This window comes from Porphyromonas sp. COT-052 OH4946 (assembly GCF_000765965.1).
GTDB lineage: Bacteria > Bacteroidota > Bacteroidia > Bacteroidales > Porphyromonadaceae > Porphyromonas > Porphyromonas gulae.
Genome location: NZ_JQZY01000008.1, coordinates 40,684 through 57,197 on the forward strand (window position 1 = coordinate 40,684; position 16,514 = coordinate 57,197).

Here is a 16,514-nt window from a genome sequence, read left to right on the forward strand (position 1 = left end):
TTTTTCATAATGGTTACTTTTTGAGTAGTGAATTTTGGCGGACAAGTAATTTCTTCACGCAATTAGATCTTTTATCAGGTTCTACTACCACCTCGAGTACTGTTGCGGATGAGCGACTCCCAATAATTTTCAACTCGTGACAATACGAGTAAAAATCATTTTGTCTGACATTATTGATTAGCACGATTACATTCGGATTATTACAGAGATATTTGTCCAATACATAGTTGTAATTGGCATTGAAAGACTCTCCGTCAATAATGTTTTGCAAACGTACACGAATATCTTCAGCAATTAGAGATAGGACATCCGTGGAATCGCTTTCGGCGTATTCCGGTAGAATCTCTATCTGATGAAGTACCGGATATTCGGTGTTCTCTGACGTCAGATGTACTTGATAAATGCCAGGCTCGCGATAGGCATATGTGGGATTTTTCTCCCGCGAATCGACGTCTCCACTTTCTCCAAACTCCCAACGCCATTCAGATGACTCGCCATCGGCCATAAAAGTTATTAACTCATTTTGTAATGCCGTCGTGGGAGCAATAATGCGAACAGGAATCTCTTCCTTCGTTTCTGCCTTCTCCCGGACATTTACAATAAAGCGTGCTTCCTGTTTTCCATCAATTTTCAGGCGGACTTGGTAACGTCCTGTTTGAGGGAACAAATACGCTCCTTTTCTTTCTACAGACATATCACCATTTCCAAACTCCCACAAGACTTCTTTAGCATTGTGAGTGCTATCTGTAAAAAAGATCGGAGAGCCTAATTCTATCTCCGTCGGGGAAACGTATGCATGAATTTCCTTGTCTGTAAATTTTAGCCGTAGGAGCCATGCAATAAGTATTCCGGCTGCAAGTGCAGCTAAAACGATGATCATCCATCGAGTAAAGATTTTGTTCATAAATTGTTTTTGTTTAGATTGTTTTTCTTGTTTTCGGTATTGCTTCTGCAGCGCTCAAGATCTGCCTTAAATTTCTCTATGTTTTTCTTGGTGCTCCAAAGCTGCTCTCTGTCGGACAAGCGAAACTCGTAGAATGTCGCTGTATGATCGAATATTTTGTATCGTTCATCCCATTTGTTTTGAATGTATACATTCCGTATCTCCCCTAAGATATAACTGATCTCTCTTTTTTCATATGAAGCATTCAGCCCCGGGTCTATCCGGTTGATTTTTTCTTCAACGCTCAAAACCTTATTTATCATATCCATTTGCTTAACCTCGAAGTTCTTGATACGATCCATCTGTTCCAAGGCTTGTTTCTTGTTGCTGGATAAATGATAATTATAATTAGGGAAAAACAAGATCAGACCGGATAATACAGTCATCGTACAGAACAAAATCAGAACATAGAAAAAACCTATTGTTTTTTCTCTTTGGTTCATTGTCTTATTCGTTTTCATGTACTTACAATTATTTTCGGTTATAACTCAGCCTTCCGACCGAAAGACGCCGTGTAACATTTCTATTCTCATCATTGCATCGTATCAAGTCGTTTTTTGTAATATCTTCAACCCGTTTCATGGTCGAAATAGAATCTCTCGTACGGAGAAGAACATCCATCTTATCAAAAAGATGACGATGAAGAAGAGCGTCTTTTTCAGATAATCTCTCAATCAGGTTCCCCAGAGTCAGTTTTTTGAAGGCAATACTATTCATGAAATAGTCCGGATTCGCTCCCTGCGATATATCTAATGTTCGATATGTATTGAATATATCTGTAAAGGCATCAGAAATAGCTATCTGTTCGTTGTATATACGTTCACTGTCTCCTGTACGCATACGTATTTCTGCTATTTCACGTTCTGATGTTTTCAGAAAGAAATAAATACAGAAAAGAGTCCCTCCCACCAAAAAAACCATATATTTGGCAAATCTGGCATAGGAGCGAACAACGTTTTTATGGTTCAAAGCTTTCATTCTTTTTGCTACTTTATTTTAGTACTGTTGTAAGACCGAGAATCGGCGTTTCTTCCTGCTTGTCAGAAAGCAGGAAGGACGTTTCTTCAGAAACGCTCCTCATGCTCAAAACTAATTCTACATCTGCCGGCAGAAACAGATCTAAAAGACTTAGCAATTGTTTATACGCAGGACTCTCAATAGATAGTAATTCTTTATGCTTTCGCTGCAAGTTGTTAAGTCTGACATTTACAACAGGAAAAGAATCTGTTATCCCTCCTCCTATAAATGTCGTTAATCCTAACTGAGCTTTATCTCCTAATTTCCATTTTGCATCATCAGGAATGCAGAACATATTATTCTTTTTTTCTATAACGACTTGGCAATCAAGGAAAACAGATAAAATCTGTGATATTTGTTCAGCTGATGTTATACGATGACTTTGGAATAAAAAATTTAGAATGAATAGCGCTTTGTGCAAAGGCATAGCTTGCAAGAAATCCCAATCGGATGTCAATAAATGAATAAATTCCGAATATTTTTCTCGCTTTTCCAACCGCCTTTCATATAGCTGAGCAGAAACCAGCATGCGATCTATAGAAATCTCAAAAGGCTTAAAAAAATAACGAGCATTGAATTCTTCTTGCCTATTGCGCTTGATCGATTCTAAAACATTTGTTTTTCCTTTTTTATTCTCTGAAGTAACTCCTTGATGAAACAATCCCTCGGGCAAGGATTCGTATAAATCTCTTTTATGAATATAAACATTCAAAAAATCCGAAAATGTATGCTCTGAATTTTCCCATGAAATTTGGTCGATCTCTTTCGCCTTTCCACGCAGAGCCTTTCCTTTTCGAAGGATTCGGAGTGAATCGATCGAAAGGCCGCTTTCTATAAGACCTGAGGCAACGAGTTCAGCCTTGAAGTCGGTATAAAGAGTATTGTTCGTAGAACAAACTCCGTTAATGGGAGGAAAGGTTTTATTCTTTTTCATTGATATGTTATGGCCGCTTTTAATCGACCAGTGTCCAGCGGTTAGATTCGGATACGGTGTCCTGCATCTGTCTTTCAGAAATTACAATGCTCTCTCTATGTTGACCGATAAATTCGAGACGGCTGAGAGAGGTAAACAACTCTTCCAACATGTGTAGCATACCTTGTACGGCGACCAAGGACTGGTTAATCCTATTATGATCGTATGATTTATTTACTACCTCATCTAACAATTGTTCAAATGTTGATGGAGAGATTCCATTCCATTCATGAAAATATTTCAGCATTGTTTCTTTTTCTTTTATCGACAAAAAACAAAGGCTTGTCAAAATGGTGCTGGCAAAAGAAGTCAAGGTCTTGACAACCTCATACGGAGTGAGCATATGAGCCTTGTTTCTCCACTCAAAATAGATCGTGGATAAGGTATGAGAAAAATCCTTGCATAAGAGAAGTACATTTTCGGCAATTGGAGTTCGGTTGGGTTGTGCAACCGTCTTCTCCACAATTTTCTTTACAGCATTGTCAAGTATTGATATTTCTCGTGTGAAATCCGCCATGTACTCATGCAGTCTGCTATGGGAGGCCATTGATAAGGAAGGGGGAATATAATTTCCATCCAATGTATACACACCATCCTGTTTGCGAAGTAAACCTATGACAACACTGTAAAGATAATTTTCCGCTACACTTTTTCGATTGTTACGAGGTAGAAGTGTCAAGCGGTACGTTGGTTCCACGTATGGATAACGAGATGGTGTTTCATTGATGTCGGGGATACCACATGGATTCCTGTCAAAAGGCACAACATTTAGCAAAATATCCCATCCTTCTTCCGGAATCTCTCCTTCACTTTCACAGGGACAAGTAATCTTACTCTCAGGATCGTCCAAAAGGATCAGATAGCCCCCCGGGGTAATACCATTATAAGACTCCAAAACGACAGTTCTTTGCTCACCATGCCCCGCAAGAGTTATAGCAATAGAGCTATCGTCATCTAATGCCGGAAGAAGTCCATAATGGAAAGGAGCTCTGAAAGCTTTTGCATTTTGGAGTATAGATTCCAAAAGATAATTTTCTGTCGCAATAAAATGATCAGGAGAGACACTCATCCCCAATTTCCAATTAACGGGGTGATATATTTTCTTTTCTTTCATATTGGATAGATTTTATTGATATTCATTTTTTCGTACGCGCTTAGATACAATTAAGTATTTCTCAACAACCTTATTTTCGACGAATGATATTTCTGGATCAATGTATTTTCGAGGTCTAAAGAATGATGGCTTTACATAGAAAATCCACCCGTAAGGATCTTCTGTATTATAATATTCAATAGGATCGGTAATTTTTTTTTGATTGTAATCCGATATGATTAGTTCAAACCAATCTCCAAAAATCATATCTTGTTTTGCTTTAGCTTTCAAACGGATTGGTTTTCGATCAGCGGGATTTTTGTAAATCTCTATTTCGCAGACAAGCAATTCTTCCGTATCAATTGGAGCTGATATACGTATCAGGTTATTGGGCATATAGATTCTCATCTTATATATCTCAATAGGAATATTTAAATAAGAATTAAATGTCTGATAAAAAAGAGGAACGATGGCGAATGTTGTGATACAGGTTCCAGCCCAAATACCATAATGAAAATCATTGGCAAAATTGAACAACACGGAAAACAAGGCTAATCCGATGATAATCTGCACACCGATAAAAAGAAAGATGAAGCCAAATGATCGTCCATTAAGAGGCTTTACATATTTCAATAACAAAGTACTATTCATATACCCCAAAGCCAAATAGACTCCTTGAAGGAGAAGATAGCCATAGGGCATAAAATTAACACGAAGAAAGCCTAACAGGCCTGGTATTGCCAAAAGCACACCCGACAGGAGGATATAGAAGATTGCTTTTTTATCTCCTAATAGTTTATTCTTCTGCGCAACCAACAAAACGACAAAACCCAACACAAATGCTATGATTGGAGCAAGAAGATAGCTTGAAAATATTTTTATAACAGCAGGATTCATACTTTATTTAGTCAACAAAAACTCTATAGTTAAATGTCATTGGAGAAAGTGAGGCTAGTTTGTGATGGATGTCATCTGCAATTTGTTGTTTTAGCTGAGCATCCAAAGCCGTAGACCAAGGAATGAGGTGAACATCGATCGTACGGATAAGTCCCTCAGTAGGAGAACTTCCCAAAGCAATGCCTTTTTCGATATTGACACCGGATATTATATCTGATAATTCTGACAGACAAAAACTTTTTATATCATTATTAGTTACAATCTGATTCCGGCTACTTAGAATATATTTGAACCGAGCTATCCTTTCACGCTCAGAAGGCTCAGAGGCTCCACCAACAGTTGGAGTCACAAAAATTGCACCTGAGACTTCTCCGAAAAGCGGTTCTTCGGGCTGTAATTGTATTCCTGCCCTAATACCATTGGCTATATTTCCCAACGTAGCCCAATATCGCACATAAAAATTACCGAAGGCTTGTGGGGAATCGACAAAAAGATAGAACGGAATTCCTGACTCCGAAGAAATGCCTTTTGATTCTCGACTTATCTTTGTTATCAAACGTTCGATAATATAAGTACTATCTGTGTTATTTCCTAATTTGGATGAAGAGAATACCCCCATTTCATCCTCCAGCAGATTTTGGAGACGTTGTAAAAAGTCTTTTGCATTTCGGCGATCAAACGATTCGCAACCACCCTGCCTCAGGGTATATGTACAATTGTCTGTATTATTTTTATATCCGTTTGCAGGGGTGTAAATCCTATTTTCCTCATCGGTTACGTCTATAATAGACAAGAAGAGTTCACCGGGTTTTCCCGAGAGAGGTATTATGCCAAAATTTTTCTCAACTTTGGAAACTATACTGTATAGTTCTTTGTTGGCAACAGGAACAGTATTGATCATTACAAGGATATCCTGCAAGACTGTCGGAGTAAAATAAGGGGGAAACTCCACCTTAACCCAGATCAACTCAGTATTACAAACATCCAGATATTTCTTTTTTTCTTCCTCCGCTATGCAGGAGACTATCTCCCCTGGGAGTGCGAGCAAATCCTCTTCGGTAATAACCAAATCATCCTGAACGGTTTGATAACCGAATCCATAGTATTCGAGAATTTGGAAGTTGATGCGTGTATCGTACTCTTGTTTTTTGAAAAAGGAGTTTAGATTATCTTCATTAGAAGATTCTTCTGAATGTAGACCGGACTTTAGGGTAAGCTGTTTGTTGCCCAATGCCCATTTGCTTTGGGGGAGCAAATGCAAATAATCACTTCGCCTATCGATATTAGGAAAGTCAATGTAAAAAGATAGATGATGTAAATTCTTGGGTTTGATATCAAACTCTAGTCCAATCCATACTTTATTATAGTTCTCCGGTGTTTGATTTGAACGAAGTATGAGTTTCTTATTCATATCCGGGAGAACTTCGTACACTTCATTTCCAACAATCAATGTCTTTATAGCAGCCCTATGCAATGGTGTTCTACAAACCGGTCGAAATGTGTAACGAGTATTTTCCTTTCTGCCAGGGAAAGGAGAGATAGCATAAAAGCCAGTTGAAGGATCAGTAACATGGATATCCGTAAGAGGCTGTATGTAAGCAATTGCATGAGCCGGCCTGGCGCGTGCAACCGATTCAGGTAATAATACCTCACTTAGTCGCTGCATAGCCCGAACCTCAATGTCGGCAATTTCATCAGAAAGAATATGCAACTGAGCAGACATAGCCTCTATCAGAAGACGGATAAACGGATCCAGATTCTCTATCTTCCTTATTCCCCAAAAATCAAGAGCCGTACGAATCATCCGGTCTTTGATTTCTTCCTTACTTTCTCTATAGTTCATCCTCATTTGTTAACAAACATACATTATTCTTTGGACAAAGGACCTAAATACAACCGGTGACGAAATCTACATGGATCACCATTGGAGACCAAAATGGCTGTAGTATAGATATCCACCCTCTTGCGGATATTCACATTGTCGGATAAAGCTTTGTGCAAAACATCCGTAATTTCGACACGAAAGCTACAGTTGGAAAGTCGTCTCTCGTATGTGCCGACGGACTCAGCTAAATATTCCATGAACTGGGTCTGCCATTTGTCTAATGACATGATTCGCTCAAAATCCATTTCCCAAATAGCAGTGCCATATCTCCGGTCGAAAATGTGCTCTCCGGGGCAGGTCATAATTAGTAGGCCGATGTGTTGGTCGATGGATTCCAGTTCAGAGACCTTCCTTGCATCACCTCTTTCCTCATCCAGAAGTACTCCAAAATCCATCGGGATTTTATAATATCCGTTTGACATATCTTATCTCATTAGCCGTTAAGGAGGATGTGAAATAAACAAGTTTTTTCTACATCTGCCTTATATTTTATTTATGTTAATAATGAGGAATGGAGAAAGTACAGAAGCAAAGAAATAAAACCATATAATGATAGTGTTTCGATGCCTTTCTATCGTAGTCTCTTGCTTATATTGTTTTATTATTTTGAGATATTTTTTCCTGCGCAGAAAATAGAAATAGTTTGCCACAAGAATTGATAATGAAGCAACTATAACTATTTCACGAATATGTATTATTTCCCAATAATTTATCAACCCCAATGCATCTAACAACAATGACAATGTCATTAAATTAAGAAACATCATTATGGATATCCCAAATAAGGCGTTCCATTCCGGCCCATCAATTTTACCCCACTTTTTGAGATTCCATGTGTAAAGTCGGTAGTATATATATTTATACAAATTCATAGTTTTAATATTTACGTCTAAGAGGATCTTTACTTCCTTGGCGGAATACGGGCTGTTCACGCATTGGAAGATGTTTTTTTAGTTTCATTTGCTCCAACTCCAGGTGTATACGAGGTGCTACATAAGTTTTATCTCTTTCAAATATCGATGGATCTTTATGCGGTAATTCCCTGATGCGAATGGTGGGACGGTCAAAGAATCCTACAGCATCAAAAACAAAATAAGTAATTCCTATGCCTAAGCCTATAGGTCCTCCAAATGTAGCAAGAGTTCCCATTAAAACATCAACACCTGGTTTTATAACACCTGCCCATCCTTCTTCTTGATAAGCTATACTCCCTTCTGTTATAGAAACAGCTATACCAATGTAAAAGAAAGCCCTTCCAGCCACCCTATATCCTTTTGCTGCCTTCAGCACAGCCTTTTTGCTTCCTGTATATTGGTTTGCCCCTTTAGATATAGGACGCCATTGTTTGTTCTTTGCATACCATTCAGATGGACAGTTATCAAATATACTTCTATATCTGACTAATCTCCCTTCTCTATAACCGGTGTAGAAACCTGCGAGGCTGTTTGCTTTTCCTGTGATTCCTACCCAGTCCATATCGGCATTTTGTTTTTGTAGGGAGCGGTAATCATTAGCAGCAGTAGGCATCTGCAAAGAGGTCTGTAGGGAATTCGAAACTGTCCTCAGCACATCAGTAGAAAAAAAGGCTGGCATATCTCGTAGCTTGCATTGGAAATTGTATTCCTGTTGTAATGCTTTATCGACTATTTGCATATCAAGCATAAGATCTACACCGTTGTCGTGGATTGAGATGTTTACTGAGCTTTTTCCTGGGTCAGATAACTTTATCAGTTTTCCATTGCCCATATTTATGACAAGACTCCCATTGATTTCCTTGCGTACCAACAATGACATGAGGCCATTAGGAGTTAACTCAAGACTACGCACTATTGCTTCCGGTGATGTATCAAGGACTTGTGTAGTGCAGAAATTGTAAAATCCGGAACCTTGACAAAAAGGGTTCGAAGGGTTATAAGCTGTTGAAAATGAGGTAACCACCGCTCCTTTTTGGGTATAGGCATACCCCTCTCCCTTTACGAAGCCCTCATAAGGACGTCCTATCTGTCGATAAAAATCGAATAGTTCCCTACTGATAAATTGGTTGTTGTATCTTGGATTCGGCATATATTTTATCAATCGACCCAATTACTCTCAAATGTAAATTCATTGAGACGAACAGATTTGGGAGAAACCATGATGGTAGTCTTTGTTCCTTGATTTATAACCATTTCCTGTTGTATGCTTATACAATAAGCCTCTTTGAAAGTGATACGTAATGGAGGTGTCCCCGTTTCGTTTCTGAAGAGGATTTTCCCATCTTTACGCATCCATTGATTCGAAGCCCAGGAGAGTAATGCGTCATCAGGTATTTGCGAAAGTTCTATCAAAAGCTTTCCTCCAAGCACTTCGGCCTGCGGTTCTCCTTTATCATCTGTCGGCTGCATAAACGAAGTGCTGAATTGGTGCACATCGTACTCTTTGCCCATAAATACCAAAACGGCATTTATATTGACATCGGGCTGTTGTAAGAAATTCGGATTCATAAAATCGTAGAATGAGAATTAAATGTTTTTCCAATCGTTTTCAACAATGATCCCACCTATTGTTAGTTTCTTGGCGTACAGCGCAATGCGAGTAGAGGCATATGTGCCACCGGCCTCGGAAAAATTAATATCCATTCCGATGCAGGCTGCTGTAGCGAAAGATATCTTTTGGAGAGGTGTATCATTCATATCGCACATTACGATAGTGCCATCTTTATACTTTCTCGAATTCAGCATCCAATCAATAACCTCATTGGTGGGCAGATTGGCAAAGGTTAGTTGCAATGTACCGCTTCGGACTTCTCCTTGAACCTTTCCATGTATATCAACTGCCTGATCAAATGAATAGCTGAATTTCTCCAGTTCCAGTCCATCCGTCAGTAATCCTTTTATACTTGCATCGTTCAATGAGCCGATGCGAAGAAAACTTCTGTGTCCAAACATATTCTATACTGTTTTGGGGGAAACCGTTTCCCATACTAATTCTTGCTTCTCAGATAGTGTGCCATGCAGCACATCACCGGGGTTGAGCTTCCCGGAGAGGATCATACGAGAGATAGGGCGTCTTAGGTAGTTGCGTATTATACCAGACACTTGCCGTGCTCCATATTTGGGAGTAAAGCCTTTGAATGCCAACATCCTCTTTGCTTCGTCCGACAGCTCGATATCCATATTCTGCTGTTTAAGCAACTTTCGGAATCCCTTGAATTGTATTTCAAAGATCTGCATAAGGATGGTCTCACCGATCGGAGCAAACGGAACAATTTCGGACAATCGTGCGAGGAATTCCGGACGGAAGTAACTGCTCATTATTTCCATAATTTGGAGAGTCGTGGGCTGTCTCCCTTCTGACAGTTCTTGGGCGATCCATTCGCTACCGACATTGGAAGTGAAAATAATAATGGCATTGGAGAAATCGCCCTCTTTACCTAAGCGGTCATGCAGTTTTCCTTCATCCATGATCTGGAGGAATGTATCGTAAACCGATGGATGGGCTTTCTCTATTTCATCAAAAAGTACCACGGCATAGGGTTGTTGGCGAATTTTGTTTACCAGCAATCCACCTTCTTCGTAACCGACATATCCCGGAGGAGCACCATAAAGCAAGGCTGCCGAATGCTCTTCCTTAAATTCAGACATATCGAACCGAATCATCGCTTTTTCATCATTGAATAGAGCTTCTGCCAAAGCTTTGGTCAGCTCGGTTTTACCGGTACCGGTCGGGCCAAGGAGGAAAAAAGAACCGATAGGCTGTCCCGGCTTGTTCATTCCGCTACGCGATTCCAAAATGGCATCCGTCAGAGATTTTAGAGCATGATCCTGTCCCACAACCCTTTGTCGGAGAATATCCTCCATATTCAGCAAACGTTCTTTTTCGCCGGCCCGTATCTTGCCGATAGGGATACCTGTTTTGCTGGCTACAACTGCGGCAACGTGGTCACCTGTAACACATTCTATTTTTTTCTTTGCAAATGATTCCAGCTCTTCTGCCATTCGAAACAAACGATCAAACATTTGAGTCGAATCAGCCGATTGCTCCACATTGTCCGTATAATTCAGACTACCTTGTATGACAGGGCTGATACGACTTATAGTTTCTTGCCACAAGCGGTGTAGCTTGTCCGACAAATCCTCTTCGGACATATCTATTTTACCTGTTTCAAGTTCATCCAACTCCTGTGACAATCGCAACAAATCGGATTCCACAGTCTCATTGACCATTTTCACGGCGGACATGGTCCGGTCGAGCAGATCGATGGCAGAGTCGGGAAGACGGCGGTCTTTGACGTAGCGTTTGGCCATACGCACACATTCCGACAAAGCCATTTCATCGACATCCAATTTATGGTATTCACGATAATTCTTCAGTAACAACTTGGCCATTGCCACGGCATCGTCGATGGACGGCTCGGCAAGTTGTAATACCTCAAAGCGGCGGTTAAAAGCGTGATCGGGTTCGATCTGCTTACGATACTCATCGGTCGTAGTCGCTCCGATGACAGTCAGGTCCCCCTTGGAAAGTTCCGGTTTCAAGATATTTGCCGCTCCGCTATTTCCTTGTTTGACATCGAGCAGGATGTGGATTTCATCGATAAAAAGGATAACACGGTCTAATTGTCTAAGTTCTTTGATGATATTTTTGAGGCGATCTTCTATTTCGCCCTTATAAGTGGCTCCTGCGATCAAGGCACCACAATCCAACTCCCAAATATCCGTTTCAAGGAGGAAAGAAGGCACATTTCCATTCACGATACCATATGCCAAACCTTCCACCATTGCTGTTTTTCCGACACCGGAATCTCCGATTATCATTACATTCGGTTTGCCCTTTCTGCCGAGAATTTCTGTCATCTGCCGCATTTCCTTGTCTCTGCAGACCACAGAATGTATCTTCCCCTCTCGAGCTTCGGCTGTCTTGTCGATGCAGTATTTCATCAAATGGGTCAGAGGCATGGCAGAAGCTGAAGATTCCACAAAAGGAGCCATGGCCTGGGAGACCTGTCGAGGGATGGTACCGCCTTGAAGAAAGATGTCCAATATCTCTTTCTCTCGAATGGGAAATGATTTCAGCTGGTCGGCAGAAAAAGCCACCTCGGGTTTGGCTATGGCACAAAGCACACAAATCGGATTGATTTGCAGGAGACCGAGCTTCAGTCGTACATTGTCGGCCTCCTCGAACAATGTAGGAATGCGTTCGTCCGGTTCTACTTCGGTTATACCGGAGACCTTTTCGCACATTTCTATACGCACCTCAGCCCATTCATCGAGATATAGAGGATCTTTCCCGATAGATTCGACAAAAGAAGCTAGCCCAACTTCCTTATGCAGCAATGCTTTCAGAAGATGCCCCGCAGTATAGGTGGCATTTCCATACTCTCTGGCCAAGGATTTCGCTATTCTTATGCCTGTTTGAACCGATTCATCTAAATTCAGAAAGTCCATAGTTGGTTCTTATATTCTGTTGTTAGACCGTAATAATGCTAAATCTTCAGGTTTTCTTTTTGAGGGATTGCACTTCCCAAAGGTATACAAATTTTGCATATTTTCATGATTGAAAGCTTAAGACACCAAGGCGATCGCATTTGAAGCATTAACATACACCTAAATCCCATGATTGCTACCCTCAATTATAAAACAAGCACGAAATTCATTTGTTAACCGGAGAAAAGAATCTATCAAAATAACTTATTCAGGTTAATTAGGAAACAAATTCATTGGTATTTTCTTACGTCAAACTGACGTTATTTACGGTCTTCGAGCAATCGGCCGCCTTTACCGTATTTGCGGTCTTTGCGCTCTTCCGTACGGAACAGATTGCCGATGGCATCGGGAGCCTTGTAAATGCTCTCCACCTCGGAGCCACCCTTGTAATCGGCTCGGAAGAGATTATCCCACCGATCGTAGTCGAAAAGAAAAAAACGGTTTCACGATAGGGAAGATTATACAAAAGAAACAACCCGATGAAAAGCATAAGCTGATACATCGGGCTGTTTGATACGCTTAAAGACCGCCGCCGGAACTTCCCTGATCGGGGCCTGAAGGCGTTGACGGCCCAGTATCGGCAGAAGATGATGCCTCTTCCTGACCGTAAAGTTCAAATCCCGTGGAACGAAGANTTAAAGACCGCCGCCGGAACTTCCCTGATCGGGGCCTGAAGGCGTTGACGGCCCAGTATCGGCAGAAGATGATGCCTCTTCCTGACCGTAAAGTTCAAATCCCGTGGAACGAAGAGAATTTTTGAAAGCGGGCTTGGGTGTGAAAAGAATTTTGGCGGGACGAATCATCGACACCTTGAAATCTTCCGGTTTTTCTACCGATTTGCTTCCGAACGAAGGCCGAAAAGTTCCCAATTCTCCGCACTCGACCGAAAAACTGCGAGCCGTCAGACGTTCGATTACNTCCGGTTTTTCTACCGATTTGCTTCCGAACGAAGGCCGAAAAGTTCCCAATTCTCCGCACTCGACCGAAAAACTGCGAGCCGTCAGACGTTCGATTACAACATGGAGCCGGCTAAGCACAGCTTTCACGTCGGCGGCATCGACGGTAGAGCCGTCGGCAACCTCTTTAACAAAGTCTTCGAAACTGATTCTTCCCAGATTAACGGGTTGGGCAATGTAAACGGTTTTGCCCTTTTGCGAGCCGATATTGAGCTTGCGGGTGGCAATTTTGTACTTGAGTTTGGCCAAATTATACACGCTTATAATAAATACAATAAAATATACTGCAAAGGTATAAAATTTTCTTCGCGAAGAAAATAAAATTACTTCGCCAACAAAATTTCAGTGCTTCTACAAGGAAATTTGACAGGGCAATTCTATGTTGAAACAGAAAAGACGAGGAAAATTACTCGTCTTTGTTCTTTTTCTGTGGCAAAGCCACAAAAAACACCCACCGATGTTCCACCAAAGGCGGAAGAAAGAAAGCAGAAAAAACGTCTCGATTGAGGCGGGTTGTTTCTGCTACTATTATTTTTCTCGAAACTCTTTTAATTTCTTTTCAATAAAAGCAAAATCGTTTATTGCTTTATCCTTATCTTTAGCTCGGTCGTATTTCTCTCGCCACTTTCTGATTCCGAAAGCATAGAATTGAAATCCTTCTTCTGTTAAATCTCCAATTGTTATCTGTGATTCATCAGTAGCCTTTTCTCCTTTTTTTAAAATCTCCTTTGTAGTAAACCCATTATCTTGTAAGAAATGAACATAATTTTCAAAAAAACGATATTGCCTTTCTCTATACTCTTGGGTTATTGGCTGTGGAGCTAATTTAGATTGAGTTATCCAACTTAATTTTTCTATTACTCTATCTTTATCCATCTGTTTTTTTATTTTAGTGACATTTGACATTTTTCGTTTCTAAATCAACATCTAATCTTTGGGTTTCAATATCAGATATATCATACAACGCTCCTTTTCTTCCCGGTGCTTTAACACGAGTTCCGCCATTACCTCTAATATCAGCTTCTTTTAACATTTGTGCTGTTTTATCTGCTGTTGGACTTGTTACTTCAAAAATCCCTTTTACTTTGCCGTCTTCAACAACAACAAAATCTAATCTTCTTCTTGAACCACTTATATCTCTAACACTTTTCCCATTTATATCTCGTATATAGCGTTCTGATAATATCTCCGCATTAGGGAATTTGTTTTCTAACCAAGTTCTTGCGATTGCTTCACGAGCATTGCCTGCAACTTTATTAGGAATGGCGTCTAATCCAAACGGGTCAATTTCTGTATTGCTGTCAAACACATACCCATAAATTGTTGGATTATTTCCTGCCAGTCCTATCGGGTCTTGCGATATAAAAGCACCTGTATCACAACTATAATATCGGTGTCGCACATAGCAAAGTTCAGTTTCCGTATCATAATACATCCCTTGAAATCTGAACGGGCAATCGCTCAAAGAACGCCCGGCAAAGTTACGAACAGAGCCATAAATATCCAATTCTGCCGACCACGTTTTTTCTCCATTGGAGGTATACATCTCAGTCGGCGTACCGAGATAGTCAGTTATGATGCTGTAGCTCTCTCCATTTTGAAGTTTGGCACAGGGAACAAAACTACCTTCTTCAAACAGCCACGTCGTTACATTTTCTTCCTCTGTACACTCGTGCAACGGAACATTGCCATCCCAAACCCAACGGGTAGTGGTTCCCCTATATCGCTTGCTTATGCGCCTGCCGAGTGGATCATACTCGAAACTGACCGTTTCACCATCGGGACGCTTCACGCTTCGGAGCATACCGTTGCCCAGCCATTCATAAACCCAATCACCTTCCTGCCAAAGAGGAGCTAACGTCTCGTCGGGTCTCAATCGTTGTTTCAGCACAAGGTTGCCCTCACCATCGTAATGGTAGGAGTATTTACGGTCTTCGAGCAATCGACCGCCCTTGCCGTACTTACGATCTTTCCTTTCGGGCGTGCGGAAGAGGTTCCCGATGGCATCCGGAGCCTTGTAAATGCTCTCCACCTCAGAGCCACCTTTATAATCGGCACGGAAGAGATTGTCCCAAGGATCGTAGTCGAAAAGAAAAAACGGTTTTACGATAGGGAAGATTATACAAAAGAAACAACCCGATGAAAAGCATAAGCCGATACATCGGGCTGTTTGATACGTTTAAAGACCGCCGCCGGAACTTCCCTGATCGGGGCCTGAAGGCGTTGACGGCCCAGTATCGGCAGAAGATGATGCCTCTTCCTGACCGTAAAGTTCAAATCCCGTGGAACGAAGANTTCCGGTTTTTCTACCGATTTGCTTCCGAACGAAGGCCGAAAAGTTCCCAATTCTCCGCACTCGACCGAAAAACTGCGAGCCGTCAGACGTTCGATTACGACATGGAGCCGGCTAAGCACGGCTTTCACATCGGCGGCATCGACAGTAGAGCCGTCGGCAACCTCTTTAACAAAGTCTTCGAAACTGATTCTTCCCAGATTAACGGGTTGGGCAATGTAAACGGTTTTACCCTTTTGCGAACCGATATTGAGCTTGCGGGCGGCAATTTTGTACTTGAGTTTGGCCATAATTATATATGCTTATAAATAATACAATAAAATATATCGCAAAGGTATAAAATTTTCTTCGCGAAGAAAAAATATTTTGTTCGCGAAGAAAATAAAATTACTTCGCCAACAAAATTTCAGTACTTCTACAAGTAAGAGACAACTGATTGATTTTACATTTGAAATAGAGGAGAATGAGAAGATGATTTTCCTGACTTCACACTTTATAGCATCCATAATCATTCATAGATTCCTATTCCCAATAAGCACAATAGTTAATCTCTATGATTAATCATTAGGCTTTCAAAGATTGTCTCTTGAAATAAAGTGTTATCAAAGTTTACGCCATCAGACTTCAATCGCTTCTCTATAAATGTACCTAAGTTTGACAAGGAAGCCTCCATAAATAGATTAAATTTTCGTTTATAGCCAAGAGATGGTTCAGACAACCAATAGTTCCTATCGATACAAAACTCTGAAGCGATTTCTCGCTTTTTCTGATAATATCTACATTTGGCAACTCCAGACTCAGTGCAATACTCCGATATATCTCCATCAACATATAAGTCAATCTTTATCTTATCAACCCCATAAAAGAACTTGTCCTTAAATCGAGTTTTTAAGGATTTCCTCACCTCTATCACCAGTTGATGAATATTCTTTGCGTTAATTTCAGGAGAGATATCTCCTCCAATTGCAGAGCTTAAAATGATTTCCATCCCA

At 40.7% G+C, this 16,514-nt stretch carries 18 protein-coding genes; 1 reads left to right on the forward strand and 17 read right to left on the reverse strand.

Annotated elements, in window-relative coordinates; genetic code table 11:
• Positions 1-13: 13 nt before the first annotated feature.
• The 12 genes from HQ50_RS01885 to HQ50_RS01945 all read right to left on the reverse strand — a co-directional run bounded on the left by HQ50_RS01885 (position 14) and on the right by HQ50_RS01945 (position 12,234).
• The gene (locus tag HQ50_RS01885; protein WP_039426107.1) at positions 14-904 is read right to left on the reverse strand and encodes a PKD domain-containing protein; all 891 of its coding nucleotides are present in this window, start codon (positions 902-904) and stop codon (positions 14-16) included.
• A complete protein-coding gene (locus tag HQ50_RS01890) occupies positions 901-1,404 on the reverse strand; it encodes a type VI secretion system transmembrane protein TssO (protein ID WP_026292371.1) in 504 nt (167 codons plus the stop codon). The genes HQ50_RS01885 and HQ50_RS01890 overlap by 4 nt, the downstream gene beginning before the upstream one ends.
• A gap of 10 nt (positions 1,405-1,414) precedes the next feature.
• Positions 1,415-1,921 (reverse strand): hypothetical protein, encoded by a 507-nt coding sequence (locus tag HQ50_RS01895; protein WP_039427889.1) that lies wholly within the window; start codon positions 1,919-1,921, stop codon positions 1,415-1,417.
• A gap of 13 nt (positions 1,922-1,934) precedes the next feature.
• Positions 1,935-2,894 carry a type VI secretion system baseplate subunit TssG gene (locus HQ50_RS01900; RefSeq protein ID WP_039427891.1) on the reverse strand — a complete coding sequence of 320 codons (960 nt, stop codon included), beginning with the start codon at positions 2,892-2,894 and terminating at the stop codon, positions 1,935-1,937.
• 19 nt (positions 2,895-2,913) lie between these two features.
• A complete protein-coding gene (locus HQ50_RS01905) occupies positions 2,914-4,047 on the reverse strand; it encodes a type VI secretion system baseplate subunit TssK (RefSeq protein ID WP_039427894.1) in 1,134 nt (377 codons plus the stop codon).
• Positions 4,048-4,059: 12 nt separating this feature from the next.
• Positions 4,060-4,923 carry a TssN family type VI secretion system protein gene (locus tag HQ50_RS01910; protein ID WP_039427897.1) on the reverse strand — a complete coding sequence of 288 codons (864 nt, stop codon included), beginning with the start codon at positions 4,921-4,923 and terminating at the stop codon, positions 4,060-4,062.
• Between the two features lie 7 nt (positions 4,924-4,930).
• The gene (locus HQ50_RS01915; protein WP_235317906.1) at positions 4,931-6,766 is read right to left on the reverse strand and encodes a type VI secretion system baseplate subunit TssF; all 1,836 of its coding nucleotides are present in this window, start codon (positions 6,764-6,766) and stop codon (positions 4,931-4,933) included.
• Positions 6,767-6,789: 23 nt separating this feature from the next.
• Complete coding sequence (locus HQ50_RS01920; RefSeq protein ID WP_039427900.1) at positions 6,790-7,230, reverse strand: GPW/gp25 family protein; 441 nt, start codon at positions 7,228-7,230, stop codon at positions 6,790-6,792.
• A 454-nt stretch (positions 7,231-7,684) separates the two neighbouring features.
• Positions 7,685-8,872 (reverse strand): hypothetical protein, encoded by a 1,188-nt coding sequence (locus tag HQ50_RS01930; RefSeq protein WP_039427904.1) that lies wholly within the window; start codon positions 8,870-8,872, stop codon positions 7,685-7,687.
• A gap of 8 nt (positions 8,873-8,880) precedes the next feature.
• The gene (gene tssD, locus HQ50_RS01935; protein ID WP_052074866.1) at positions 8,881-9,291 is read right to left on the reverse strand and encodes a type VI secretion system tube protein TssD; all 411 of its coding nucleotides are present in this window, start codon (positions 9,289-9,291) and stop codon (positions 8,881-8,883) included.
• An 18-nt stretch (positions 9,292-9,309) separates the two neighbouring features.
• Positions 9,310-9,735 carry a type VI secretion system tube protein TssD gene (gene tssD, locus HQ50_RS01940; RefSeq protein ID WP_039427905.1) on the reverse strand — a complete coding sequence of 142 codons (426 nt, stop codon included), beginning with the start codon at positions 9,733-9,735 and terminating at the stop codon, positions 9,310-9,312.
• A gap of 3 nt (positions 9,736-9,738) precedes the next feature.
• A complete protein-coding gene (locus HQ50_RS01945) occupies positions 9,739-12,234 on the reverse strand; it encodes an ATP-dependent Clp protease ATP-binding subunit (protein WP_039427906.1) in 2,496 nt (831 codons plus the stop codon).
• A 272-nt stretch (positions 12,235-12,506) separates the two neighbouring features.
• Here HQ50_RS01945 and HQ50_RS01950 point away from each other — a divergent pair, with 272 nt between their 5' ends.
• Complete coding sequence (locus tag HQ50_RS01950) at positions 12,507-12,725, forward strand: hypothetical protein (RefSeq protein ID WP_039427908.1); 219 nt, start codon at positions 12,507-12,509, stop codon at positions 12,723-12,725.
• Positions 12,726-12,908: 183 nt separating this feature from the next.
• Here the strand turns inward: HQ50_RS01950 and HQ50_RS11995 are convergent, their stop codons facing one another.
• The 5 genes from HQ50_RS11995 to HQ50_RS01975 all read right to left on the reverse strand — a co-directional run bounded on the left by HQ50_RS11995 (position 12,909) and on the right by HQ50_RS01975 (position 16,510).
• Positions 12,909-13,478: an HU family DNA-binding protein gene (locus tag HQ50_RS11995; RefSeq protein ID WP_081960025.1), complete on the reverse strand. Its 570-nt coding sequence runs from the start codon at positions 13,476-13,478 to the stop codon at positions 12,909-12,911.
• Positions 13,479-13,757: 279 nt separating this feature from the next.
• On the reverse strand, positions 13,758-14,105 hold the full coding sequence (locus HQ50_RS01960; protein WP_039428043.1) for a hypothetical protein: 348 nt from the start codon (positions 14,103-14,105) through the stop codon (positions 13,758-13,760).
• 13 nt (positions 14,106-14,118) lie between these two features.
• A complete protein-coding gene (locus HQ50_RS01965; protein ID WP_039427910.1) occupies positions 14,119-15,261 on the reverse strand; it encodes an RHS repeat domain-containing protein in 1,143 nt (380 codons plus the stop codon).
• 86 nt (positions 15,262-15,347) lie between these two features.
• The gene (locus tag HQ50_RS01970; RefSeq protein WP_081960022.1) at positions 15,348-15,812 is read right to left on the reverse strand and encodes an HU family DNA-binding protein; all 465 of its coding nucleotides are present in this window, start codon (positions 15,810-15,812) and stop codon (positions 15,348-15,350) included.
• A gap of 254 nt (positions 15,813-16,066) precedes the next feature.
• Complete coding sequence (locus tag HQ50_RS01975) at positions 16,067-16,510, reverse strand: Imm12 family immunity protein (protein ID WP_018966123.1); 444 nt, start codon at positions 16,508-16,510, stop codon at positions 16,067-16,069.
• Between the last annotated feature and the right edge of the window lie 4 nt (positions 16,511-16,514).